Below are 26,335 nucleotides of genomic sequence, written 5' to 3'. Positions count from 1 at the left end.
GAAAAATGGCAACTTTGAGGGAAATATCTAAAAAAATCGGTATATCTATTGCAACAATTTCAAGAGTAATAAATGGTGCTGAAAATGTTTCAGAAGAAACAAGGAAAAAAGTACTTAAAGCTTTACAAGAATATCATTATCAGCCCCCTCAGGTTGCAAGGAAAAAATTACATTATCTTGTAGGAATTATTGTTCCGAATCTTTTAGGGAATCATTATAATATGATTTCTGAAAGTATTGAATTAGAATTGTCTAAACATGGATATGATAGTTTTGTAACTTCCACACATTTGCTTTTGAATAAAGAAATAGAAATTTTAGAACAATTTTTTTCAAGAAGAGTGGATGGAATTATTATTTGTACTACAAAAAATGATGATAAACATATAGAAAAACTTATTAGATCTGCTATTCCAGTAGTTGCTGTGGATAGAAATGATAGTGATATAAATGTTGATACTGTAGGAATTGATAATTATCATTCTGCATACATTGCTATGAAATATTTGTATAATAAAGGACATAGAGATATACTTTTTGTAAGCGGGGAGAGGGAAGTATATTCAGCTAAAGTTAGAGAGAAAGCTGTTATTGATTTTTCTAAAAAATATGAAGTTAACTTGAAAATTTTAGAAGGTGATTTTCAGTTTGAGGGTGGATATAGTTCTATAAAAAAATATTTAGAAAAAAATGGGAAGGATTTTTCGGCAATTTTTTTTATAAATGATCAAAGTGCATTAGGTGGAACAAGAGCAATATATGAAGCTGGATATTCAATACCAGATGATATTTCAATAATAGGATTTGATAATGATAAATATTCTAAGTATTTATACCCTCCATTAACAACGGTTCACCAACCTAGAAAAGAAATGGGTGAAAATGCAGCAAAATTGCTAGTTGAAAGAATAGAAGGAAATGGAAGTAAAGTAAAAAGAAAGATTATTTTACCAACTGAAATAATAGAAAGAAATTCTGTAAAAGAGGTGAAAAAATGATACCTTGGGAAGAAAGGAAAGATAAAAATGAGATTATATGGAGATACTCTAAAAATCCTATAACAAAAAGAAATCAATTTAAAAACGGAGCTAGAATATTCAATTCCGCTGTTTTACCATATAATAATGGATTTATTGGTGTTTTTAGAGTAGATCATAATAATACAGTACCTAATCTTCATATTGGAAGAAGTGAGGATGGAATAAACTGGGAATTTAACGAAAATGCTATTGAATGGATAGATAAAGATGGAAATATATCAGTTCCTATATACGCTTATGATCCCAGATTAGTAAAACTGGATGATTATTATTATATAACATTTTGTACTGATTTACATGGTCCTACAATAGGAGTAGGAAGGACAAAGGATTTTATTAAATTTGAAAGACTTCCAGATGCTTTTTTGCCATTTAATAGAAATGGTGTCTTATTTCCAAGAAAAATAAATGGGAAGTATTATATGCTTAGCAGACCAAGCGATAATGGTCATACTCCATTTGGAGATATTTTTATTAGCGAAAGTAATGATCTTATACATTGGGGAAATCATAAATGGTTAATGGGTAGGAAAAATGATTCTTGGTGGGAGAATTTAAAAATAGGTGCAGGTCCAATACCTATTGAAACTAATAAAGGTTGGTTATTAATTTATCATGGAGTTACAAATACATGTAATGGATATGTGTATAGTTTTGGAACAGCATTATTAGATTTAGAAGATCCATCAAAAGTGTTATATAGATCAAACAATTATTTAATGACCCCAGAAGAAAGTTATGAAACAATTGGATTTGTTCCAAATGTTGTATTTCCTTGTTCAGCATTAGTTGAAAATGATAAAATTGCTATTTATTATGGAGCTGCAGATACTTACATAGGAGTAGCTTTCGCATATTTAAATGAATTAATAGAATTTACAAAAAATGATAATTAAACTGAGAAGAATTCCTTTTTAGAATTCTTCTTTTATTTGAATTTAAAATATAATATGGTATAATAAAGTAAATTAGAAAGGAGATGAAAGTATGGATTTAAAAACAAAATTAAATGACGATATGAAAAAATATATGAAAGCAAAAAACACTAAAGCTTTAAATGCTATTAAAATATTAAAGACAGAAATAAAAAAAGCTGAAGTTGAAAAACAAAGAGAGTTGAATGAAGATGAAATGATGTCTTTGATCAGAAAACAAATTAAAATGAGACAAGATTCTATTCAACAATATAGAGAAGCTAATAGAGAAGATTTAGTGGAAGAGGAAGAATATGAATTAAATATTTTAAAAGAATATCTTCCTCCAGAAATGTCAGATGAAGAACTTGAAAATATTATTAAAAATATAATAGCAGACTTAGGAGAAAACGTTAAGTTTGGTCAGGCAATGGGAAAAGTTATGAAGGAATTAAAGGGAAAAGTTGATGGTAGCAGAGTAAATTCAATAGTAAAAAAATTGTTGGGATAATAAATGAAAAAAATTTTTATATTTCTATTTTTAATATTAGTTATAGTGAATTTTTCACAAATTGGAATTAAAAAAGAAAATATTTTATTAAAGAAAAACTCAGATTCATGGATTGTTGATCAAATTATCGATGAATTTGAGTCAAAGCTTTCGTATTCCTATAATGTATATAAATATAATAAGAAAAATATCTTAAATTTAAATTATGATGTTGAAATAGATTTCACAGAAGACTCTTCAAAAAACAACATTAGAATTTTAGCTACTTTTGATGGAACAAGAATAGACTTAACTGAAAAAATTAAAAATAATAAAGATTGGATTAAGATTTTCTCTACAAAAGTACTTGAAAAAATTTCTTTTAAAAGGCTTAAGTATAGTAAAAATTGGAATTTTCTCCAGTTAACTTTTTGGGATGGAATAGATGAATACCCTATGATTTCTCCAGATAAAAATAAAATAATTTTTATTTCAGACAGATATATTGGGAATAGAAATGTATGGGGTTATAATTTAATAGAAAATAAATATATTAATATACCTCTTAATTTTTCTTCTGAATATTTTCCTAATATAACAGAAGATGGTTCTTATGTATTTCAAAGTTCTTTATATGGGAAATGGGATGTTTTAATATATAACCCTGAAAATGAAGAAGTAAAAAGAATTTCCGATGATTCATATAATGCATATACTCCATATTATTATAAAGGGAATATTTATTTTTCCGCTGAAGAACGAAATGGAGAAAGTTGGACAGAAATTTATAAATACAACATAAAAGAAAATAAAATTGACAAAATTACATCTTTAAAAAATACTTTTAAATTTAGACCCACTTTATGGAAAAACAAAATAATTTTCCAGATGATAAATCCCAGAAGTGGACAGAATGATATTTGTACAATAGAAAATCATAATATTAAAACAATCATATCTTCTGATCTAAATGAAGTTGATCCATTTGGTTTTGGAAATTATATTATCTATTCAAAACCAAAAGATGGGTATTATAGGATTACTTTATATGACACTGAAAATAATAAAGAAAATCCTTTAACTATCAACATATCTGATGACGCATTTTATCCTTCTGCATATGATAATATTATATTATTTTCATTATATTATAAAAATGGAGAGCCGGATATTTTTGCAATCCGACTCTCCAAATAAGTTTATTTTATTACTTTTTCTAATTCTATTTTTTCTTCTTTTGATAATATTTTTTCAACATCTATTAAAAATATCATACTATCATCTGTTTTTATTATACCACTAATATAATCTGCTTTAGTTCCTCCTACCGAAGGAGATTCCTCGATTTGTTCTTGCTTTATATTCATTACTTCTTTTACTTCATCAACCATTAGACCAAATTTTTTCTCACCAATTTTTACTACCAATATTTTTGCTTTATCTTTATCTTCAAATTGAGGATAGCTAAACTTAACCCTTAAATTAATAACCGGCAAAACTCCATCCCTGAAGTTAACAATTCCTTCTATAAAATCAGAAGATTCTGGAACTTTAGTTGTTTTTTGATATTCTATAACAGTATCTACATGATTAATGTCAATAGCAAACTTTTCATCTTCAATATTAAAACTTACAGCCTTCAATTCAACAGACATATTTTCCCCTCCTTTTACTTTTATTATATTATATCATAAATAATTATATTTTGAAACTTTCAAAACAGAGGAAAATTTTATTGTGTATATTAGTTTTTAACCAATATCTTCATTTAAATTTGATTAAATATAATAATCATGTTATGTAATAATTTTTATTCAATTTGAAGAACTATAAAATTATGATATAATTGCTTGTCAGGAAATTAAAAGGAGGGATTCAATGAAATTAAAAAGTAAACTTCTTCTCATTTTCGTTGTTATATTATTAGTTCCATTTCTCATTTTGGGATATTTTTCTATAAATAGTTCTGAAAAAGTGTTAAAAAACGAAATAGAATCAAAATTCTCGAACATAATGGAATCAAAAACTTTTGAATTAACTTTGATACTTGATAGATATAAAGGCGCTTTAGAAAATATTTCTAATTTTCAATACCTTCCTATAATGCTTAAATCAATGAACTCTTATTTTAAAGATTTTCAAAATATAGCAAACTTAAAAGATGTATATGTAGATCAAAATCCAAATCCTCCAGAAGAAAGATATAAATTAAATAACATTAATGAGGACGAATTAGAAAAATATGGTGATGATGAATTTTCAATTTCCGATTATGATTTATTGCATAGAAAGTATCATCCTAATTTAGTTACATATGCGTTATCCCAAAATATTGAAGATATTTATTTATTAAATACTGAGGGAGATATTATATATACCTTAAATAAAGGTTCAGAATTTACAGAAAACATAAAGGAATTGGAAGATACTTCATTAGGTAAATTATTTAATTCACTAAAAAAACAATCAGATGATAAAATTACAATAGAGTTTTCGAATATATCCCTTTATAAATATAAAAACAATAAGCCAATATTATTTATTGGAAAACCTTTTGTATATAGATATGCTAGATATGGTTATATAATAATAGCAATAGACTTTCAAAAAATAGGACATATTATATTTAATTCTATAAATAAAACTTCAAATACAGATATTTACGTATTAAATAAAGATAATATGTTAATTTCAACACTAAATGGTGTTAATATTGGAAAGAAATTTACACAAATACCTTCATCACCAAATATTATTACCGAATATAATAATTATGAAAAGAAAAAAGTTTTAGGAATACTATCCAAAATAAAACTAAATAATGAAACATTAAAAATAGTGTTAGAAGAAGACAAAAATGCAGCATATATGCCTATTAATAAATTGAAAAATATGTTGATTGTTGTAATAGGTATTACTTTAATAGTAGCTATAATTATTGCCATTATTTTTGCAAACAGCCTAACAAATCCAATAAAAACTATTGAAAAGAATGCTATGTTAGTTTCAGAAGGAGATTTGACACAAGAAATTTCAATTGTTAGAAAAGATGAAATTGGCTTAATTGGAAATATTTTTAATAAATTAAAAGATACCATAAAAAATATATCCATTTCATTCAATAATTATTCTAACACCTTAAAAAATGCAGAGGAAAATCTTAATTCAACATCTGATGAATTAATAAATATCACAACTCAAACATTTGAATCATTTGAAGAAATTAAAGAAAAGTTAGAAATTGTAGCATCATCTGCAGAAGAAACAACAGCAAATATTCAGGAAATAACATCAGGAGCAGATTTATTATCAAAATCCGCAAATGATTTAAATTCTAAAACAAAAGAAATTTCCATTAGCGCTTCTTTAGGTAAGTCTAATATTCAAAATATGATAAATGACGTTACGAATATTGAAGGATTGGTAGAAAAAAGTAATTCTATGATTTCTAAACTATTTGACAAATCAAAAGCAATAGAAGAAATTGTTAATCAAATAACTGAAATTTCAAAACAAACAAATTTATTAGCTTTGAATGCAGCTATTGAAGCTGCAAGGGCTGGTGAAGCAGGGAAAGGCTTTGCTGTTGTAGCTGATGAGATCAGAAAACTCGCAGATGAATCAAGTAACTCTGCAGCAAATATTACAGAAAACCTCAACTCACTCGTTAATGATGCCAGCGAAGCATTAAAAGAAAGCTCTAATATTACTAGTAATGTTAATCAAATAGTAGAGTCTATTAAAGAGATTGGAAAACAAATGGAAAATATACTTTCTGAAATTGATGTTATTTCTGAAATGGTTGATAATACTTCGAATATTTCAAATCAACAAAAAATTTCAACCTCAGAAATCACTAATGCCATTGAAGCAATCTCTGTTTCTATTCAACATATAACAGAAAAAGTTGAAGATGTTTCTTCTATGATGAAAAGGCAAAAAAATAAATTAAATGATTTTGATATTTTGATTGATGAACTGGAAAATATGATAACTGATATGCTTAATTTCTCAAAAAATTTTAAATTATAGTAGTATTTATAAGAACTCCGGGATTTTTTCTCGGAGTTCTATTTTTGATATAAAAAATAATAAATAATATGTTATAATTATATTAGGTGATAGTATGAAAATTTTTAAATTTAAACTAAAAATAATACATATACTTTTTATTCTATTTCTTTCTATTTATTTAATAACTTACTTATTTAACAATCCCTGGATTGAAATTTTTGAATTGAAAACACTGGATCTAAGATATAGAATAAGAGGAGAAAAAAAGATAAATTCCAAAGTCGTTATTATTGCTATAGATGAAAATTCATTAATAAATATGTCTACACAATTTAATGATGAATGGCCGTGGAATAGAGAACATTATGCAAGAATGATTGCAAAATTATTTAAATTAGGTATTAAAACTATCGGGTTTGATGTTTCTTTCACAACACCATCAGAAAGTAATATTATGAGTAATGGAAAATCAAAAGATGATGTGTTATTATCTGCAATTCTAAGAAAATATAATAAAGTTGTATTGGGAACATATTTAACTGTAAAAAAACAAAATTTCGAAGAATATAATGATAAATTTAAGGAAGAATTAGAAAAAAACAGATTTTATTTGAAATATTCCTTCAAATTAAAAAACCCAGAATATTTGCCTTTATTCTTTCCATTAACTGCATATAAAATAATACCTCCAATCCCGGAATTTTCATCATTGGCTCCAGCATCCACATATGAAATTGGACAGCTAGATCCAGATGGAGTAGCCAGAAGCTTACCTTTAATATTTAAAGAGAACTGGGCTGCAGAAAAAGGATATAGTACAGGTTTATTTCCACATATGGATCTTATTTTATATGCTTTTTATAAAGATTATGATGTAAATAAATTTATTTTTGATCCAAAAAATTATTCAATAGAAGTTAATGGTGAAACTATAAAAACAGATAAAAATGGATTTTATTTGTTAAACTTTTACGGGAAGGGATCGGACATATTTGATACTATATCTTTTTATGATTTAGTCTATACAAATAAATATGATAATTACGACTTTAAAGGGAAGGTTGCAATTCTAGGGTATTCAGCTACTGCAAAAGGACTGTATGATTTACGAATAACTCCTTTTTCAAATGATGAACCAGGTGTTTATTTGCATGCTACTGCTGTGCAAAATTTAATAAACAAAGATAAAATTCAAAGAATTAACTTTTTTTATAGTGTAATTATATTATTTTCATTGCTCTTTTTATCTTTATTATTTTCTATGTTTAAAAAAGTTTCCATAAAAATCTTTTCATTTTCAATACCTACATTATATATTTTCATCTCTTATTTTTTATTCAAAAATAATATATGGGTTGATACTTTTTATCCTGTTGTTTCAACACTAATAATCCCAGTTGTAGATACTGTTCAATCTGTATTAAAAGAATCTAAAGAAAAAAAGAAAATAAAATCGTTCTTTTTTAAATATGTGCCGGATTTTGTAGCCCAAAAACTTCTTGATCAGGGTAAAACAGAGCTTGGTGGTGAAAAAAAAGAAGTCGTTATTATAATGTCTGATATAGTTGGATTTACTGAAAAATCTGAAAAGCTTTCTCCAGAAGAGGTAGTAAGGTTTTTGAATTATTACTTATCTGAAATGGCTGATATTATAAGAAATAAATACTATGGTACAATAGATAAATTTATAGGAGATTTAATAATGGCCATTTTTGGTGCCCCTATAGAATTTGGAGATGAGGTTGATAGAGCTATTTCCTGTGCTTTAGATATGCGAAAAAAACTCAAAGAAATAAACATAAAATTAAAAGAAATGGGTTTTGATTTTGAAGTAAATGCTGGAATTGGAATGCATTATGGTGAAGTTATTATAGGTAATATTGGTGCAGATTTTAGAATGGACTACACATGTATAGGAGATACGGTAAATACCACTTCAAGAATTGAACATTTAACTCGTGATTTAAATCAATGGTTAATCGTAACCGAAGAAATTGTGAAAAGAGCTAAAAAATTTAACTTCGAATATATAGGGGATTTTAAAGTTAAAGGGAAAAAATTACCTTTGAAATTATATGCTATCAAGGAAGGAGATCTTAATGAATAAATTTCATAACCTGCTTTTAGAAAATATTAACACATTAAAACTACTTGGTATAGATTTTAGAATTATTATAGATAATGAAATTTATGAAAATTCAAGTTCTAATAAAAAAGAACATATTAAAGTTCAATATAAAGGAAAACATTATGTAGAAATCGTCTTTTTTGAAAATATTGATTATATTTTTTTGCTAAGTTTGGATTCTATTGTTAAAGATTTTTGTTCCATAAAAAAAGAAAAAGATATTGACGAAAAGATATTAAACTTTATTTCCAATTTAAAACCAAATATTAAATTTAAAAAAACTATTGAAAACATAAAAAAAACTTTAAAAAGCACTTTTTCTCTTGATGAGATTAAATTTTATTTGTCCGCTAATACTAAATTTTTTGAAAATATCGAATTTATTACTTCTACAGAAAGAATTATTCCCTATATAAGTTGCAATATTGATAAAATGAGAATCCCTGTAATTTTAGAAAATCTTGATCTTGGTTATTTTGTTTTAATACGAAATAAAGGTTTTACATTATATGATTATGCCTTAATATACAAATTGAATGATTACATTAAAAAGAATATTGAAAATTCATTTTTAGAAAATAAATTTAACATTATTCTTGATAAATCATTGAATGTACTAACAATTATTCTAGAAACTAGAGTACCTGGAGCTGAAAAACATTGTGAAAATATTTTGAAATCAGCTATAAAATTTGGGGAAATATTAAATTTAAGTAATAAAAATATCCAAAATCTCAAATTTGGAAGTATGATATTTGATATCGGAAAAATTGGAATACCAGAGAAAATTTTGTCAAAAAAAGGAGAATTAACTTTGGAAGAAAATAATCTAATAAAAAAACATGTTATATATGGATATAATCTTGTATCAAAAATCCCAACTATCCCAGAAGAAGTCAAAAAAATTGTCTTGTATCATCATGAAAAATGGAATGGCGAAGGATATCCCGAAGGATTAACAGGAGATAATATTCCTTTATTAGCACAAATTATTGGTTTGCTTGATACATATTATTCACTGTTAGAGGATAGACCATACCGTAGTAAATTACCAAAAACAAAAGCTATTGAATTAATTGATAGTTATAGTGATGTTTTTTTTAATCCAATATTGGTAGATGTTTTAAAAGAGGTGGTTAAAAATGATTGAAAACATATTTTTTTATTTTTTACTTTCTCATTTAATTGGTGATTATGTATTTCAAACGTCTTATATTGCTCGATATAAAAATTTAAAAGTTGGTGTCTTAATTTTGCATATTTCCATTATTTTTATTTCAATGTTTATATTATTTCTACCTTCAGATTTGAATTTTTATAACTTTTTTATAATAATCTTATTAACTTTTATCCATTTATCTATAGATACTTTAAAATTTAAGAATAGAGCAAAAAAAGCATTTAATTCACATACTTATTATATTTTAGACCAAGTTATGCATTTTTCTTCGTTGATTTTGGCAAGTATGTTATATAAACCTCAAAACTTTTTCATTTTACCTGAATATACAAAAATCATTACACTTGGATTGTTTAATGCTTATTTCATAAGTTTATTATTTTATATGATTGATGGATTTTCAAAGCCTTACAAAAGAGATTATTTGGGATATTTATTTAGATTTTCTTTGCCTTTTATAAAGTATTATAGCAATATATTATTTTTAATATTCTCGTTTTTATTTATTATATCTTCAATACTAATTATGATGAAAAAAGAAGAAATAAATACTAAATCAGAGTTAGGCCCACTGGCGTTTAGTATAATAATTACTTATTTAACCATATGGAGGTGAAATTATGTTTAAAAAATGGGGAATGGTGATTTTATTTTTACTAAGTGTATCGTTGTTTTTTGGAGAATTCTCTATTAATGTTGAAAATACAACAATTTATGCTGGTGAAAGTGTACCTATAGAAATTGAAACAAATCAAACAACGCTAACACATCTTTATGTTGATGTTACAAGTGGTGGTTTTGATGATCCACTAATTTTATTTGATGGATTTGACCTGATTGATGGAAAGGCTCATTTAACCTTTCTTGCTCCTTTAATACCTGGAGATTCTATTATTACTTTTTTTAATGAAGATAAAACATTCGAAAAGGTTTTAAAATTAAAAGTAATTGAAGAAAGCATGGATTTACCTGAAACAAAATTAATAATATTAGAAAAAAGAGGAAATGTTTTATACAAAACCCCTAATTCAGATATCTGGGATTCTCTTTCAAACGATACTGTAATACAGGAAAAATCAGAATTATTAACATTAAAAGATGGATTTGTCCATTTAAAAGAACCAAGTCTTAATATTGAAATTAAGGTTGCTGCAGATACTCAATTATATATAAAACGTTTAAGAGTTTCTGAAAGCGGGGATATTGATATTGAATATGAATTGAAAAAAGGTGCAACAGTTAATAAAATTAAAGAAATATTAGCTCCAGGATCAAAATATTTAGTAGGTTCTGGTTCTGTAGTTGCTGGGGTTAGAGGAACAGAATTTGGATTCGAGAATCATAATGGAAATACCCAAATTAGAACCTTTGAAGGAACAGTATATACAATGGTAAATAATCAGCTATTTCCTGTGACTGCTGGAAATATGTTTAATTACTCTCCTGAGCAACCCAAACCCCAAATACAAAAATTAGATAAACCATTAGAGGAATATGAAAATGAAATCACACCTAAAGAAGAAACTAAAACTGAAAAACAACCATCAGAAGAAAAGGCTAAAGAAAAAACTAAAACCGAAGAGCAACCTTCAAAAGCAAAGGCAAATATTGGTAATATATCTTTTGGAAAACAAACGAAAGGATTAAACAGCTATCTTGTATATTCTTTTGCTCCAAATCTGGATTTTGGACCATTTGGAATCGGAATTGGCTTTAATGCTTACCAAGAAAATATAGATAGCCCTCTTTATTATGGTTTACCAACAGATGAAGCATCTCCATCAACAAATATTTTAAGCGCGTTATCTATTAATTATTTTAAATTAGATTTTCCTGCTTTCTATATAAGATATGGAATAAGTCCATCATATACAAAAGGATTAGGACTATTTATGAATAATTATTATGTTCCATATTCAAGGGTTTTGGATACAGAATTAAAATTTTCAAATTTAAAATTAGGATTCCATATCCCCTATGAAATAACTTCTTTGATGCCATTTAATTATCAACAATCTTCAAACATTTTCTTTGGATATATTAATGCTGATTTAAATATTTTCAATGCTGAGATTACTGGAATAATAAATTTAAACAAAACTAAACCTCAAAATGATTTTTATCAAGCATATTTAACTACGCTATATAAAGATATTTTATTTTTTAGATTAGGCATAGAAACAGATGTTGTTATTACAAATGAAGGTACCATGGTTTGGGGTACATTAGCAGGGCCAACAATGAATTTCCCACCATTTTTCCAATTCATGTTTGGTTTCAATTACCTATCAGCCGGTTTTAACAACGAATATTTAAATTCTTACTATGAATATAATTCTGCTAATGGTTTTTATATGAATTTAGAAAATAAAGCTTCATTTGGATTAGTAGGAAAATCCATTTTGAGTATAAGTCCATATTTACATGTACTGTTTAATTATAATAAATTATTTAGTGAAGATAGAGATAGTTTATTAAGCGGACAAATGACTATAAATATACCTTCAATAGGAGGAATGCCACAATTAACAGCAGGATTTAGTTACATGCAATATAAATTTTTGGAAGATTCTAGTGTCTCTAATGTTTTCTTAAATGATAATACCAATTTACAAGGATTCATTTATTATCCAGTATTGGAAAATTCAGGAGTTATTTATTCTATAAATTATAATATGAAAGAACAAAAATTTGAATATACTTTAAATTTCGAAACCAAGGAGTTTTAATAATGTTAAATGTAGTTATACAAAATTTTGATTTAAAAGGCATAGCATTTAATAATATATTATATGGAGAAGAAGGGAATTTTAGTATTAATATTTCTCCTGATATAAAAATATTCCCTGATAAAAAATTAACTTCTCTTGAAATAATAACACTGAAAAATTCATTAATTAATATTACTAACGATGAATTAATAAAAGTAAGATTTGAAAGCGGACATATCTTAGAAATATTAGAATTAATAAATAGTAATTTTAAATTAGAAACTGTTTTAAAATTAACAGAAGATGCACTAAGAAAACTATTAAATTCTGATGGGGCTTCAATATTATTATATAACGAGGATAAACACGTCTTAAATTTTTATGTTACCTCTGGTGGCGCCAGCGGGTATATTGAAACCATTGATGTGCCAATAGATAGCTCAATTGCGGGCGAATGCTTTAAAAGAAAAGAAACAATTATTATAAACAATGCGCAAAAAAATCCTTTACATTTTAAAAAAACAGATATGAAGGCAAAATATAAAACAAAAAATATAATTGCTACTCCTTTATTCTTTGAAAATGACACCATTGGTGTATTAGAAGCTGTTAACAAAAAAAGCGATGTTTATACACAGGAAGATATAGAAGTTATTGAACTTTTTTCTTCTTTGATATCAAATAAATTAATGAATTCAAAAATATATGAGGATTTAAGTAGTACGATAAAAGGAATAATTCTTGCAGTTGCTACAGCTATCGATTTAAGAGACAATTATACACATACTCATTCTAAAAATGTTTCAACCCTATCAATAAAAATAGGCAAAGAATTAGGATTTAATGATTCCTTTTTAGAAGAACTTGAAATTGCAGCACTTTTACATGATGTTGGGAAAATAGGAATTCCGGATGAAATATTAAATAAACCTTCAAAATTAACTGATGATGAATACAAAATTATACAATCCCATACTATTATCGGTGCTAAACTTTTATCAGAAATTGATTTTCTTTCTAAAAATATTCCTTTAGGTGCATTAGAACATCATGAAAAGCTTGATGGGACCGGATATCCTTATAACAAAAAAGATGGTGAAATTTCATTATTTGGAAAAATCCTCGCAGTAGTTGATATATATGATGCTCTAACCGCAAAAAGAATTTATAAAGAACCATGGCCAAAAGAAAAAGTATTAAGAATTTTAAAAGATGATTGTCCAAAAAAATTTGATTGTGAAATAGTAAAGGCTCTTGAAAAGTGCGTTAATATATAAAAAGGGGATTAGTTCCCCTTTTTATTTTTTAAAATATATGATATAATTTATATTGATTCTTTTATAGGAGGAGAATTCAATGATTACATTATATAGAAAATACAGACCTATGACATTTAAAGAATTAATAGGCCAAGAACATATAAAAAAATATTTTGAAAAATCAATAGAAAAAAATGAAATTTCACACGCTTATATATTTTCGGGACCACGAGGAACCGGAAAAACATCAACAGCAAGAATATTAAGTAAAATTTTAAATTGTAAAAATCCTAATGGTCATAATCCATGTAATAAATGCGAAAATTGTGTTGCTATAAATAATGGAAATTTTATGGATGTTATAGAACTTGATGCTGCTTCAAATAGAGGAATTGATGAGATAAGAAAAATTCGTGATGCTGCCAATTTTAGACCAGTTTCTGGAAAGTATAAAGTATATATAATTGATGAATTTCATATGCTCACAAAAGAAGCATTTAATGCTTTATTAAAAACATTAGAAGAACCACCTGAACATGTAATTTTCATTTTAGCTACAACTAATCTCGAAAAAGTTCCTGAAACTATAATCTCAAGAGCTCAAGTTTTACAGTTTAAAAATATTACAGAAAGTGATATAACAAATCATATTATAAATATAGCTAAATCCGAAAACAGGAATATTACAGAAGATGCAGCAAAAATAATTGCCAGAAAAGCTAAAGGTGGCGCAAGAGACGCATTGTCACTTTTAGAGCAATTGTTAAAATTCTCTGATAACAATATAACTCAGAATGATGTTATTAAAATTTTAGGATTATTTGATGAAAATTTGCTGGAAAATTTTATAAATTCTATTTATAATGGCGATAATGAAAATTTATTGAAAATATCAAATGAAATTTTTAATGAAGGTAAAGAAATTGAAGTTTTTTTAGAAGAAGTATTAGAATACATTTTTAATAATATTGAAAAATCAGAAAATTTATCAAGAGATATTCATATTGCAAAAAAATTATCTGATTTATTAAAAGAAATCAAATATTCAGAAAATAAAAAAATTCTATTTGATATTAATATATTATTATTTGCTTTTGAATTTTCTACCAATAATAATGAAAAAAAATCCTTACAATCTACTAAATTAGATAATATAACTCAATATGAAGAAATTTCAACATCTACTGTTGAATCGTTGACTTCAAAAGTATTGGATATATTATTAAATAAAAAAGAAAAAATGGATTTAGGGTTATATTTTGCTTTAAAAAATGCAAAAATAACTGAAAAAGACGACTATATTAAAATATTTTTCAAGAAGGAAAATCTATTGGAATATCAAATTGTAAAATCTAAATCTACTATTCTAGAATTATTTTATTCAAACCTTACCAAACATCTTATAAAAATAGATATTGAATACGAAAATAATAAAGATGAAGAAATGAGGAAAAATAATATTATAAAACTCTTTTAATATGGGGGGTTACTATGCATAAAAAACTTATTAGTGCATGTATTATGGCAAAAAACGAAGAACAAAATATAGGAAGATGTCTTAATAGCATAAAAGATTTTTGTGATGAAATTATTTTTGTAGATACTGGTTCTACAGATAACACTGTTGAAATTGCAAAAAAATATACTGACAAAATATATTTTTTCCCGTGGAATGGTAGCTTTTCAGACGCAAGAAATGAAACTTTAAAATATGCTTCATCTGAGTGGGTATTTATAATCGATGCAGATGAAGAAGCTTCAGAAAATTTAAAAAATAATATTAGAAATTATTTAAAATCATTGAAAAATGATATCGTTGCTGTATATATCCCTACTGTAAACTTTTTGGATTTTGAAAAAAAACATTCTGAGATAGCCAGTACAGCAAGATTCTTTAGAAATGGAAAAGTAAAATATGAAAATATTGTTCATAATCAACCTGTATATAAAGGGAAAAATGTAAAAGTTGATCTTGAACTATATCATTACGGTTATATATGGACAAGATTAAGAAGAAAACAAAAAACTCAACGAACTTTAGCACTTCTTGAAAAATATCTTGAAGAAAAACCTGATGATATATATTATTTAATTCAATATATGAAAACATTATCGATCGCCCAAAGACATATAGAGAAAATGAAGATTGGATATAAAATATCCAAAATGATTTTAAAAAATCTCAAAAAAAAAGACTATAAACCTCTTCCTATGACTGTGGAATTCATGTTTTTATGGGGTATTGAATTAATGAATAAAGGGTATTGGGAAGAAGCCGAAGAATGGTTTAAAATAGGGTCTAAATGGAATCTCGACGCATATTATGGATTAATGAATGTATACTATAATAAACGCGATTGGGAAAATTTGAAGATTGCTTCTTTTGATTTCTTAAAATATTTAAATGTTTTTGAAAATAGACGTAGTGAAATTACGTGGTCAATGCAATCATTATTTAAAAAAAATGAAGGTCTATCTTTTCTCATCATGTCAAAGATAAAAACAAAAGATTTTGAAAATGTAGAAAATGCGTTGAATGATTTTGATTATACAAAAAACAACGAAAAAATTGTGATGTTATATAATTTTGTTTTTGATGAATTCGCTAAAGAAGATAACTACAATATAAAAAATGATTTAATCAAAATAATAAAAATACTTCATAACAATATACTAAAAAATAAAGATTATTATGATAAAACAACAATAGATAATATAAATAAATATAATTTAATTTTTGAAAAATCAAAAGATAAAAATCCATATATATTTTTGGAATATTTTATTGAAAGATTGGAAAAAGAAGAAAACATCGTTGGATTTTTACTAACTTTTATTGATAACTTATTCGAACAAGATTTTGAGCAACTACTGGAATTACTTTTAAAAATAAGAAGATTGAGAAAAGATATTAGTTCTGACAGAGAAAAAGCTGTTATAGAACTCTTAATTGCGGATATTTTAACTAAAACTGGAAGATTCAGTGAAGCAAAAATAAGATATAAAAAAGCTGTAAATTTAGAAAAATCTCTAGCAAAATTTGTTCAAGTGTTAATAGAAGATATATTAACTCATATGGACCCAAAAGAATTAATTCCTGCATATGTTGAATTAAAGGAAGAAATGAATAAAAAAAACGAATTGTTCTTTGACCTAAATATTTTTGATCATAGGGAGTTAGCTTTGTTTGATTTCTATTTTGGAAAAGTTTTTCCAGAGTTAAAATATGTATATGCTTTAAAATTAAAAAATGATAATAAAAAATTATATGAATTATTATTGATAGAAAGTTCTAAAATCACAAAAAATAAATACTTTAAAGCTTTTATAAACTTGAGATTATATAATTATTTTAAAGAAAACAATGATTTTGAAAAAGCTAAACTTTATCTCAAAAAAGCTCTTGAATTAAATTCTATACTTGCAGATTTAGCTGAAGGACGTTATAATTATACAGGTTTTTATTTTGAAGAAAATATAAAAAAAAGTGAAGATAAAATAGTAAATGTTTTGAATTTAGGAGAAATTATTTCTTTGATACCTGTTGTTAATCCAGTTAAAACATGGTATGAGTCTGAAGAAAGCGGATTGAGATATGTTTCTCCATTACCAACATATAATTCTTTAAAAAGTTTGGATAATTACTTAAAAAATTACTCCAAATATTTTAGGACATTATTTCCTAATCCACTGAAAAAAAATAAAATAAGATATTTGTTATCCCAGATTAATAATGATAAAGTTTTGGAAATTAATACACTCAATCCATTTCTAAAAAAAGAACATATTTCTATATATAACCTGGAATATATTGAGGATAAACCTTATAAAGATACATTTGATAACATAGTATTTTTTAATCCAGAATATTCAAGAAATTTATTAAAAGATATAGAATATTTAATTTCTATAAGTAATAATTTATTTATTTTTTTCAATTTAAGTGAGAACATTTTTCAAAAAGACCCAAGAGCATTATGGTATTTAAATTCAAATAATATTGATAAATTTATTAAATTTACAAAACCTTTTTCTTTTGATTTTATTGATGATGAATTACTTCTTGTACAATATAAAAAATGATATAATATTATTTAAGATACAAAATAAAAAATTATCTTGGAGGTGGATGTCGTGTCATTAAAAGATCCTATTTTGAAAGAAGCAAAATCTAAAATGGATAAAACGGTTAAACATTTAGAAGATGAATATAAAAAACTTAGGACTGGAAGGCCTTCCCCAGCAATGTTTGAAGAAATTATGGTGGATTATTATGGAACACCTACTCCAATAAATCAAACAGCTACATTAACTGTCGGAGAAGATAGAACAGTTGTTATTACACCATGGGACAAAAGCTTATGTTCAAAAATAGAAAAAGCTATTAATGCTGCTAACTTAGGTATGATGGCTTCAACTGATGGTGTAGTTGTTAGAGTTAAATTCCCTAATCCTACTGTAGAAGACAGAAAAAAATGGGTCAAACATGCAAAAGAACTTTCTGAAGAATTCAAAATTGCATTAAGGAATATTAGACGTGAAGATATGAAACTTGTTAAAGAAAAACAAAAAAATGGTGAAATTCCTGAAGATGATGCTAAAAAACTAGAAGAAGAAATACAAAAAATATTAAAGGAACACGAACATAAAATAGATGAAGTATTTCATAAAAAAGAAAAGGAGATAATGGAGTCTTGAAAATACCAAAACATGTCGGAATAATAATGGATGGAAATGGCCGTTGGGCTAAACAACGTGGTTTAAAGAGAACTATGGGACACGAACGTGGTGCAAAGGTTGCTGAAGATGTAATACAATGGGCATCTGATTTGGGTATAAGGTATTTAACCTTATACTCTTTTTCTACTGAAAACTGGAAGAGACCAAAAGAAGAAGTCTCATTTCTTTTTTCTCTTATGGTAAGATATCTTGAATCAAGACTAAATAAAATAATAAGAGAAAATGTTAGAGTTAGATTTACAGGAAGAATTGAGGAGCTACCTCAAGAGGTTTTTGATGTTTGTAAACGTATAGAAGAAAAGAGCAAAAACAATTCAAAAATTGATGTTATTTTAGCTGTAAATTATGGTGGAAGAAGAGAAATAGTTGATGCTGTTAATAAAATAATTTCAAAAGGTATAAAGGAAATAGATATTAAAGATATATCTAATAATCTTTATTTGCCTGATGTGCCAGATCCAGAATTAATTATAAGAACTTCTGGAGAAATACGAATAAGCAACTTTCTTTTATGGCAAATTGCCTATTCAGAGTTATATTTTACCGATACTTTATGGCCAGATTTTACGAAAGATGATTTAATTAAAGCTATAGAAAACTATTCAAATAGAGAAAGAAGATTTGGTAGTATTTCTTCAGATGAAGGAAGTGAAAAATAGTGGCTATCAATAAAAAAAATCTTTTAGTTAGAACACTTTCAGGAATTATTTTAGGACCAGCTGTTGTTTTTTCTTTCTTTACATTGCCTACTACTATTGGTTTAGTAACATCTATTATTTTAATCACCGCATTAGAATATTTTGAAATGACATTAAAAAACTTTAAATATGAATACAAGGTATTTCTTTCTATTATAGTTGCTTTAACCAGTGCAGTTTATGGATTTTCATTAAGAGCTTATTATTCGGGATTAACAATATTCGATCCAATCACTGTATATGTAATCTCTATAATTTTAATTGCAGGTTTTAGTTTAATTTATTTAAAAAACACTCATAAATATAAAATTGCTATAGAAAGCTATCTATATGGTATTATAGCAATTTCCTTATTTTTATCTTATTTTTATCATATAGTTCTAAATTACGGCGCAACAACTGCTGTTTTAGTTTTGACTTCAGTATGGATATACGATGCTGGAGCTTATTTTGTTGGATTGAATATTGGAAAACATAAATTATCACCTAATTATTCTCCCAAAAAAAGTGTTGAAGGTTTAATAGGTGGAATAATTTTAACTTATTTATATATAGTTCTTTTCGAATATATTAGAAAAAGCTTTGATCTAAATCTAATAAATCCTTTTCAAGCTATTTTTTTTGCAATATTAGTTGGAGTAATTGATACAATAGGTGATCTTACTGAATCATCCTTAAAAAGAACTTATAATTTAAAAGATTCTGGAGAAACATTACCTGGTCATGGAGGAATGTACGATAGAATAGATGGATTATTATATCTAACTCCATCTTTTTATTTTTTGATGAAAATTTTAGGAATATAATGGAGGGATTATATGAATTCGAAAGAAATAAGAGAATCATTTTTAAAATTCTTTGAGAAAAATGATCATAAAATAATGAAAAGTTTTCCTTTAATACCAAGCGATCCACAATTATTATTTACTGTTGCTGGAATGGTACCTTTTAAACCTATTTTTTGGGGTAAAGTAGAACCAACATATACTAAAATTGCTACGTGCCAAAAATGCATAAGAACAAATGATATAGAAAATGTCGGAAGAACAGCAAGGCATCAAACATTTTTTGAAATGCTTGGAAATTTTTCTTTTGGAGAATATTTTAAAGAAGGCGCAATTAAATTCGCATGGGAATTTCTTACTGATGTTTTAAAATTACCAAAAGAAAAATTGTGGGTTTCTGTTTATCTTGACGATGATGAAGCATATAATATCTGGAAAGATGTTATCGGTTTCCCGGAAGAAAAAATTGTAAGAATGGGAAAAGAAGATAATTGGTGGGGGCCCGTGGGACCTTCTGGACCTTGCGGTCCATGTTCTGAAATATATTATGATACTGGCAGAACAGACCTATGCCCTAATCCTGAAAATTGTACTCCTGAAGATGACTGTGGAAGATATGTTGAAATATGGAATTTAGTATTTACTGAATACTATCAGGATGAAAATGGTAATCTTTCACCTTTACCAAGAAAGAATATTGATACTGGTGCAGGTCTAGAAAGAGTTACTGCAGCAGTTCAGGGAGTTTACGATAATTTTGAAACAGATTTATTTACCCCTATTATAAATAAAATCGAAGAAATTTTTAATGTGAAATTTAGAGGAAATGATAAAATAGATGTATCTATTAAAGTAATTGCCGATCATTCAAGAGCTGTAACCTTCCTTGTATCTGAAGGAATATTGCCTTCAAATGAGGGAAGAGGATATGTTCTAAGGAGAATTTTAAGGAGAGCTTTAAGGCATGGAGCTCTTTTAGGAAAAAAGGAACCTTTTATGAATGAAGTAATTAATACTGTACTGGAAAATTATAGTGATATTTACCCTGAAATAAAAGAAAAAGAGTCATTTATCAAAAAGATAGTTGAGGCAGAAGAAAGAAGATTCCTTGAAACATTAGATAAAGGTATGGAAAAATTAATAGGTTATATAAAGTCTTCTAATGACAATGTAATAGATGGTGAATTTGCATTTGAATTATATGATACTTATGGATTTCCTTTAGATATAACAAAAGAAGTTGCAGAAGAATATAAATTTACTGTGGATGAAAAAAGATTTAATGAATTTATGGAATTACAAAGAAAAAGAGCACGTGAAGCAGCAGGAGAAAAAGAATACACAAAAATGAATCAAACGTACAAATATATTGGTGATGAAATAAAAACTACAAAATTTACTGGCTATGAAAAAGTAAGTGATGAAAGTGAAGTCCTTTATATTGCAAAAGAAGATAAAATTATTGATACTGCAACCAAAGGAGATTTTATAGTTTTAATTACAAAAAACACACCTTTTTATGCCGAAAAAGGTGGTCAAATCGGTGATACTGGTATTATAAAAAATCAAAATTTTGAGTTTGAAGTTGAAGATACTAAAATTATTAATAATGAAGTAATTGGCCACTTTGGAAAAGTAATTAATGGCAATATAACTACCGGTGAAAAAGTAGAATTAATAGTTGATAATGAACGAAGAAAAGCTATAAAAAGAAATCATACAGCGACACATCTTTTACATAAAGCTCTAAGAGAAATATTAGGCGAACATGTAAAACAAGCTGGTTCTTTAGTTACAGATGAAAAATTGAGATTTGATTTTACGCATTATGAAGGAATATCAGATGATACTATTAAAAAAATTGAAAAGCTAGTAAATGAAAAAATACTCGATAATTTAAAAGTTATAACAGAAGTAAAAAGCTTAGAAGAAGCAAAAAATGAAAACGCTATGGCATTATTTGAAGAAAAATATGGGAACGAAGTTAGAGTAGTTAAAGTAGGAGATTTTAGTGCAGAACTTTGTGGTGGAACACATGTATCATATACAGGAGAAATTGGTTTATTCAAAATTATTTCTGAAAATGCTGTTTCAGCAGGAATTAGAAGAATTGAAGCTATCACTGGCGTTAAATCCTTAGAATATTTAAATCACCTTGAAAATGAAATAAATACTATTTCTAAAACATTAGAAGTTACAGAAGAAAACATAATTCCTAAGATAAATTCAATGTCTGAAAAAATTAAAGAACTTGAAAAAGAGATTAAAAAATTACAGGAAAAAATGACTACTAAGTCAATAGATTTATCTGATATAAAAGAATTTGCCAATATAAAGGTTTTTGTAAAAGTTTTTGAAAATGTTGATCAAAATGTTTTAAGAAATACTACTGATATTGTAGAAAATAAATTAAAAAGTGGTCTAATTATTTTATTCAATAAAAACGATAAAAAAGTAAACTTTATTGTTAAGGTGACCAAAGATTTAGTAGGAAAATATCATGCTGGAAATATTGCTAAAAATATTGCTAAAGAATTAGGTGGCGGTGGCGGTGGAAGACCCGATTTTGCACAGGCAGGTGGAAAAGACCCATCAAAAATAAATGATATTATTAATAACATTGATAAATTTATTAATTAATAGGGGGATGATTTTACGGAACGTACTATTGCTTTAATAATTTTTCTTTTTTCTTATACTATTTTAGTCACTGAAAAAATCAATAGAACCATTGTCGCCATTCTTGGGGCTACGATAATGATGATTCTTGGCATTTTTGAAAATCATATAGAAGCAATTAAAAATTATGTTGATGTTAATACCATATACTTACTAATGGGAATGATGATTTTTGTCTCTGTAATTAGGAAAAAGGGGCTTTTTGAATATCTTGGAATTATTACTTTAAAAGCATTTCATAAAAATGGATATATTCTTTATTTTGGTTTAACATTTATGGTCGCTTTAATGTCCGCCATTATTGATAATGTTACAACAGTACTTGTATTTATTCCTATTACTCTGGCTATTACAGATTCACTTGAAGTAGATCCTTTACCATTTATTTTCGGTGAAATTATGGCTTCAAATATTGGAGGAACAGCCACAATAATTGGCGACCCTCCAAATATAATGATAGCCAGTGCAGCGGGACTACGTTTTACAGAATTTTTTATGGTTAATGGAACAATTTCTTTTTTAAACTTATTTGTAATGCAATTAATTACAATGTTTCTTTTTAAAAAAAAGCTAAATTTTTCTATAGATGAAAATAAAGTTAAATCATTTGATCCAAGATCAGCTATTAAAAATAAGTTAGGATTTTATATTTCATGGGCATTGTTGCTTTTAACTTTACTTTTATTTATATTTCAGCATCAGCTTGAAATGGAAAGTTCTACCATTGCGTTATTTATAGGATTTTTAGCTTTGTTAATTTTAGATAGAAATGAAGTTGAGGAAATTCTTAAAGAAGTTGAATGGGGAACCATTTTATTTTTCTTTGGTTTGTTTATTATGACAGGTGGCTTGGTTCAAACCGGTATTTTAAAAGATTTTACACATGTTTTAGTTAATATTGCAGGAAGTTCAATGAGAAGCTTTGCAATGATGCTTATAGGTGTTTCTGGAGCTATTTCAGGCTTTGTTGATAATATTCCTTTTACCGCTACATTAATTCCTGTTATTAAAAACTTACAACATATAAACCCAGAAACTTTTTCGAATTTAAAACCACTATGGTATTCCTTATCGTTAGGAGCATGTTTAGGGGGTAATTTTACTCCAATAGGTGCATCTGCTAATATAGTAGCTTTAGCTATGTTAAAACAATTCAAAAATGAAGAAATTAAGTTTAAGGATTTCTTTAAATTTGCTTTTTTAATCGTTCTTACTAATTTAATATTATCTGCTATTTACATTGAAATAATTTTAATTTAAGGAGGATTGTTTATGATAAATGTTAACGATGAACTTATTGAAAAATTAGAAAAATTGTCCATGATTAAATTATCTACACAGGAAAAAGAAATAATAAAGAAAGATCTTATTGAAATTTTAAAGTATATGGAAATGATAGATGAAGTAAATATTGAAAATGTTAATCCTCTATTTTCACCAGTAGAAAATATTTTAAAAAATGTTTTCCATATAGATGAAACAAAACAGTCTAAAGCATTAGAAAAAATTATAAATGAATTTCCAATCAAAAGAGATAATTTATTAAAAGTTCCTGGAATTCAAAACTGATGAATAATAAAGGAAAAATATATGAAGATATTGCTGTTAAATTCTTAAAGAAAAAAGGTTTTAAAATTCTTAAGCGCAATTTCTCTACTAAAATAGGAGAAATTGATATTATTGCTTTAGATAACAAATGCCTTGTTTTTGTTGAAGTCAAGGGTGGAAAAGATTATATTGAAAATCCAGCATATAGGGTTAATAATAAAAAATTACAAAAAATCACAAAAACTGCCAATATTTATATAAAGTATAATAATATTGATTTCGATGAAACCAGAATTGATGTTATTGGTATAAACGATAAATTTGAAATTTTCTACTTTCCAGATCAAAGATTATTTTAAGGGGCTTAGCCCCTTTTATATATTTTAAACATTTTTTTGAAATAATTCTCTTTTTTGTGTTATAATTTTATTGTATAAAGTATTTTTCAAGGAGGAGAGGTTATGACAGATATAGAAAAAAATGCTTATAATAAATTTGAACTATGGGTTAAAAAAGCTGATTCTTCATTAAAAAATGAATTAATTAACATTAAAAATGATAAAAAAGAACTTTTAGATAGGTTTTTTAAAGACTTAGAATTTGGTACGGGTGGATTAAGAGGGAAAATTGGAGCAGGTACAAATCGTATGAACGTTCATACAGTTGCAAGAGCTACACAGGGATTTGCTAATTATTTAAAAAAAATATGTAGATTTCCAGCAGTTGCAATAGCTTATGATACAAGAAAATTTTCTTTAGATTTTGCTAAAACAGCCGCTTCAGTTTTAGCTGCTAATGGAATTAACGTTCATATTTTTAAAGAAGTTACTGCCACTCCAATATTATCCTTTGCAGTAAGATATTTAAAAACTACTGCGGGTATTGTTATCACCGCCAGCCATAATCCACCACAATATAATGGATATAAAATTTACACTTCAGATGGTACACAGGCTATACCTAAAGTGGCTAACAAAGTTATTGAAGAAATAAATAAATTGGATTATTTTGATGATGTAAAAATTACTGATTTTGAAGAGGGAATAAAAAGTGGATATATTAATTGGATATCTGAAGAATTATTTGAAGACTACATTAATAATTTAGAAAGTTATTTAAGATCATTAATGCCTCAAATGGAAAATAATATAAATATTGTTTATTCACCTTTCCATGGAACCGGTTTAAAGCCTGTCAAAGAAATACTTACAAGATTGGGTTTTAACTTAAAAATTGTAGAAGAACAGGCTGTTCCAGACCCAAATTTCTCAACAGTTAAAGTTCCTAATCCAGAAGAAAAAGATGCTTTCGAACTCGCTTTAAATTATGCAAATAATATTAATGCCGATCTGGTTATGGCAACTGATCCAGACTCCGATAGATTAGGTATATACGTAAAAGAGGGAAATGATTATAAAGCTTTCACTGGAAACCAGATTGGAGTTATGTTGTCACATTTTATTTTAACCAGAATGCAATCTCTTGGAATTTTACCAGAAAATGGATTAATAATAAAAACCATTGTAACAACAGATATGATTAAGCCTATTGCCAGAGAGTTTAATATTTCTGTTGAAGAAACACTAACCGGCTTTAAATTCATCGGTGAAAAACTTGAAAAATATTATAATAATGGTGAAAAGAAATTTATTTTTGGATTTGAAGAAAGTTACGGGTATTTGGCCAATGACCACGCAAGAGATAAAGATGCTGTTATTGCCTCTGGATTGGTAGCTATTATGGTTTCTTATATACACAACAAAAATATGACATTAACTGATTATTTTAATGAATTAAAAGAAAAATACGGATATTATCTTGAAGAAAATGTTTCCTTTACATTAGAAGGTATTGAAGGTCTAAACAAAATTAATACTATCATGCAAAAATTAAGAAATAATCCACCAACTCAAGTAAAAAATTTAAAATTAATGGAAATTATAGATTATTTGAAAGGTATTAATGATTTGCCTCAATCTAATGTGGTAGAATTAAATTATGAAAATAAACTAAAAATTATCGGAAGACCATCTGGAACAGAACCAAAAATTAAATTTTATTTGTTAGCAAAAGGAAATAATGAAGTTGAAGCAAAAAATATTATTTCAGGTGCAAAAGAGGTTGTAAATTCATTGACTGAATATTGAGG

Annotated in this window: 21 protein-coding genes; 20 read left to right on the top strand and 1 reads right to left on the bottom strand. The window is 26.3% G+C overall.

Annotated elements, in window-relative coordinates; translation table 11 throughout:
• Positions 1-5: 5 nt before the first annotated feature.
• From JRV97_RS10705 to JRV97_RS10690, 4 genes are all read left to right on the top strand, one after another.
• Entirely contained in the window at positions 6-998 is a 993-nt protein-coding gene (locus JRV97_RS10705) for a LacI family DNA-binding transcriptional regulator (protein ID WP_280998726.1), read from the top strand.
• A complete protein-coding gene (locus JRV97_RS10700; RefSeq protein WP_280998724.1) occupies positions 995-1,936 on the top strand; it encodes a glycoside hydrolase family 130 protein in 942 nt (313 codons plus the stop codon). The genes JRV97_RS10705 and JRV97_RS10700 overlap by 4 nt, the downstream gene beginning before the upstream one ends.
• A 91-nt stretch (positions 1,937-2,027) precedes the next feature.
• The gene (locus JRV97_RS10695) at positions 2,028-2,465 is read left to right on the top strand and encodes a GatB/YqeY domain-containing protein (protein ID WP_280998722.1); all 438 of its coding nucleotides are present in this window, start codon (positions 2,028-2,030) and stop codon (positions 2,463-2,465) included.
• A 3-nt stretch (positions 2,466-2,468) separates the two neighbouring features.
• Positions 2,469-3,641: a TolB family protein gene (locus tag JRV97_RS10690; protein ID WP_280998720.1), complete on the top strand. Its 1,173-nt coding sequence runs from the start codon at positions 2,469-2,471 to the stop codon at positions 3,639-3,641.
• A gap of 2 nt (positions 3,642-3,643) precedes the next feature.
• On the opposite strand, the gene JRV97_RS10685 is transcribed toward JRV97_RS10690, so the two are convergent.
• Positions 3,644-4,099: a chemotaxis protein CheW gene (locus JRV97_RS10685; protein WP_280998718.1), complete on the bottom strand. Its 456-nt coding sequence runs from the start codon at positions 4,097-4,099 to the stop codon at positions 3,644-3,646.
• Between the two features lie 223 nt (positions 4,100-4,322).
• Between JRV97_RS10685 and JRV97_RS10680 the strand changes: the two genes are divergently transcribed.
• The 16 genes from JRV97_RS10680 to JRV97_RS10605 all read left to right on the top strand — a co-directional run bounded on the left by JRV97_RS10680 (position 4,323) and on the right by JRV97_RS10605 (position 26,333).
• Positions 4,323-6,476 (top strand): methyl-accepting chemotaxis protein, encoded by a 2,154-nt coding sequence (locus JRV97_RS10680; RefSeq protein ID WP_280998716.1) that lies wholly within the window; start codon positions 4,323-4,325, stop codon positions 6,474-6,476.
• A 94-nt stretch (positions 6,477-6,570) separates the two neighbouring features.
• On the top strand, positions 6,571-8,565 hold the full coding sequence (locus JRV97_RS10675) for a CHASE2 domain-containing protein (protein ID WP_280998714.1): 1,995 nt from the start codon (positions 6,571-6,573) through the stop codon (positions 8,563-8,565).
• Positions 8,558-9,736, top strand: a complete 1,179-nt coding sequence (locus JRV97_RS10670; protein WP_280998712.1) for an HD-GYP domain-containing protein — start codon at positions 8,558-8,560, stop codon at positions 9,734-9,736. The genes JRV97_RS10675 and JRV97_RS10670 overlap by 8 nt, the downstream gene beginning before the upstream one ends.
• Complete coding sequence (locus tag JRV97_RS10665) at positions 9,729-10,382, top strand: DUF3307 domain-containing protein (RefSeq protein ID WP_280998710.1); 654 nt, start codon at positions 9,729-9,731, stop codon at positions 10,380-10,382. The genes JRV97_RS10670 and JRV97_RS10665 overlap by 8 nt, the downstream gene beginning before the upstream one ends.
• A gap of 4 nt (positions 10,383-10,386) precedes the next feature.
• The gene (locus JRV97_RS10660) at positions 10,387-12,495 is read left to right on the top strand and encodes a FecR domain-containing protein (RefSeq protein ID WP_280998708.1); all 2,109 of its coding nucleotides are present in this window, start codon (positions 10,387-10,389) and stop codon (positions 12,493-12,495) included.
• A gap of 2 nt (positions 12,496-12,497) precedes the next feature.
• Complete coding sequence (locus JRV97_RS10655; RefSeq protein ID WP_280998706.1) at positions 12,498-13,754, top strand: HD-GYP domain-containing protein; 1,257 nt, start codon at positions 12,498-12,500, stop codon at positions 13,752-13,754.
• Between the two features lie 79 nt (positions 13,755-13,833).
• On the top strand, positions 13,834-15,213 hold the full coding sequence (gene dnaX, locus JRV97_RS10650; RefSeq protein ID WP_280998704.1) for a DNA polymerase III subunit gamma/tau: 1,380 nt from the start codon (positions 13,834-13,836) through the stop codon (positions 15,211-15,213).
• Between the two features lie 14 nt (positions 15,214-15,227).
• Positions 15,228-17,819: a glycosyltransferase family 2 protein gene (locus JRV97_RS10645; RefSeq protein WP_280998702.1), complete on the top strand. Its 2,592-nt coding sequence runs from the start codon at positions 15,228-15,230 to the stop codon at positions 17,817-17,819.
• A 93-nt stretch (positions 17,820-17,912) separates the two neighbouring features.
• Positions 17,913-18,434, top strand: a complete 522-nt coding sequence (gene frr / locus JRV97_RS10640) for a ribosome recycling factor (RefSeq protein WP_407081597.1) — start codon at positions 17,913-17,915, stop codon at positions 18,432-18,434.
• Positions 18,431-19,135, top strand: coding sequence for an isoprenyl transferase (locus JRV97_RS10635; RefSeq protein ID WP_280998698.1), 705 nt, complete (start codon positions 18,431-18,433; stop codon positions 19,133-19,135). The genes frr and JRV97_RS10635 overlap by 4 nt, the downstream gene beginning before the upstream one ends.
• Positions 19,135-19,980, top strand: coding sequence for a phosphatidate cytidylyltransferase (locus tag JRV97_RS10630; protein WP_280998696.1), 846 nt, complete (start codon positions 19,135-19,137; stop codon positions 19,978-19,980). Before JRV97_RS10635 ends, JRV97_RS10630 begins: the two co-directional genes overlap by 1 nt.
• Before the next feature lie 12 nt (positions 19,981-19,992).
• The gene (gene alaS, locus JRV97_RS10625; RefSeq protein WP_280998694.1) at positions 19,993-22,599 is read left to right on the top strand and encodes an alanine--tRNA ligase; all 2,607 of its coding nucleotides are present in this window, start codon (positions 19,993-19,995) and stop codon (positions 22,597-22,599) included.
• Positions 22,600-22,626: 27 nt separating this feature from the next.
• Positions 22,627-23,898: an ArsB/NhaD family transporter gene (locus tag JRV97_RS10620; protein WP_281001059.1), complete on the top strand. Its 1,272-nt coding sequence runs from the start codon at positions 22,627-22,629 to the stop codon at positions 23,896-23,898.
• A gap of 12 nt (positions 23,899-23,910) precedes the next feature.
• A complete protein-coding gene (gene gatC, locus JRV97_RS10615) occupies positions 23,911-24,207 on the top strand; it encodes an Asp-tRNA(Asn)/Glu-tRNA(Gln) amidotransferase subunit GatC (RefSeq protein ID WP_280998692.1) in 297 nt (98 codons plus the stop codon).
• Entirely contained in the window at positions 24,207-24,545 is a 339-nt protein-coding gene (locus tag JRV97_RS10610) for a YraN family protein (RefSeq protein ID WP_280998690.1), read from the top strand. The genes gatC and JRV97_RS10610 overlap by 1 nt, the downstream gene beginning before the upstream one ends.
• A 102-nt stretch (positions 24,546-24,647) precedes the next feature.
• Positions 24,648-26,333, top strand: coding sequence for a phospho-sugar mutase (locus JRV97_RS10605; protein ID WP_280998688.1), 1,686 nt, complete (start codon positions 24,648-24,650; stop codon positions 26,331-26,333).
• Positions 26,334-26,335 lie beyond the last annotated feature (2 nt).

The organism is Marinitoga aeolica (assembly GCF_029910535.1).
In the GTDB taxonomy this organism is placed as follows: domain Bacteria; phylum Thermotogota; class Thermotogae; order Petrotogales; family Petrotogaceae; genus Marinitoga; species Marinitoga aeolica.
The sequence above is the reverse complement of the archived record's forward strand: the minus strand, read 5'-3'. Positions and strand labels throughout refer to the sequence as shown.

What these genes read in the sequence shown, in the direction of transcription:
- JRV97_RS10705 (WP_280998726.1), top strand. Translation starts at nt 6, where the DNA reads ATGGCAACTTTGAGGGAAATATCTAAAAAAATCGGTATATCTATTGCA.
- JRV97_RS10700 (WP_280998724.1), top strand. Translation starts at nt 995, where the DNA reads ATGATACCTTGGGAAGAAAGGAAAGATAAAAATGAGATTATATGGAGA.
- JRV97_RS10695 (WP_280998722.1), top strand. Translation starts at nt 2,028, where the DNA reads ATGGATTTAAAAACAAAATTAAATGACGATATGAAAAAATATATGAAA.
- JRV97_RS10690 (WP_280998720.1), top strand. Translation starts at nt 2,469, where the DNA reads ATGAAAAAAATTTTTATATTTCTATTTTTAATATTAGTTATAGTGAAT.
- JRV97_RS10685 (WP_280998718.1), bottom strand. Translation starts at nt 4,099, where the DNA reads ATGTCTGTTGAATTGAAGGCTGTAAGTTTTAATATTGAAGATGAAAAG.
- JRV97_RS10680 (WP_280998716.1), top strand. Translation starts at nt 4,323, where the DNA reads ATGAAATTAAAAAGTAAACTTCTTCTCATTTTCGTTGTTATATTATTA.
- JRV97_RS10675 (WP_280998714.1), top strand. Translation starts at nt 6,571, where the DNA reads ATGAAAATTTTTAAATTTAAACTAAAAATAATACATATACTTTTTATT.
- JRV97_RS10670 (WP_280998712.1), top strand. Translation starts at nt 8,558, where the DNA reads ATGAATAAATTTCATAACCTGCTTTTAGAAAATATTAACACATTAAAA.
- JRV97_RS10665 (WP_280998710.1), top strand. Translation starts at nt 9,729, where the DNA reads ATGATTGAAAACATATTTTTTTATTTTTTACTTTCTCATTTAATTGGT.
- JRV97_RS10660 (WP_280998708.1), top strand. Translation starts at nt 10,387, where the DNA reads ATGTTTAAAAAATGGGGAATGGTGATTTTATTTTTACTAAGTGTATCG.
- JRV97_RS10655 (WP_280998706.1), top strand. Translation starts at nt 12,498, where the DNA reads ATGTTAAATGTAGTTATACAAAATTTTGATTTAAAAGGCATAGCATTT.
- dnaX (WP_280998704.1), top strand. Translation starts at nt 13,834, where the DNA reads ATGATTACATTATATAGAAAATACAGACCTATGACATTTAAAGAATTA.
- JRV97_RS10645 (WP_280998702.1), top strand. Translation starts at nt 15,228, where the DNA reads ATGCATAAAAAACTTATTAGTGCATGTATTATGGCAAAAAACGAAGAA.
- frr (WP_407081597.1), top strand. Translation starts at nt 17,913, where the DNA reads ATGGATAAAACGGTTAAACATTTAGAAGATGAATATAAAAAACTTAGG.
- alaS (WP_280998694.1), top strand. Translation starts at nt 19,993, where the DNA reads ATGAATTCGAAAGAAATAAGAGAATCATTTTTAAAATTCTTTGAGAAA.
- gatC (WP_280998692.1), top strand. Translation starts at nt 23,911, where the DNA reads ATGATAAATGTTAACGATGAACTTATTGAAAAATTAGAAAAATTGTCC.
- JRV97_RS10610 (WP_280998690.1), top strand. Translation starts at nt 24,207, where the DNA reads ATGAATAATAAAGGAAAAATATATGAAGATATTGCTGTTAAATTCTTA.
- JRV97_RS10605 (WP_280998688.1), top strand. Translation starts at nt 24,648, where the DNA reads ATGACAGATATAGAAAAAAATGCTTATAATAAATTTGAACTATGGGTT.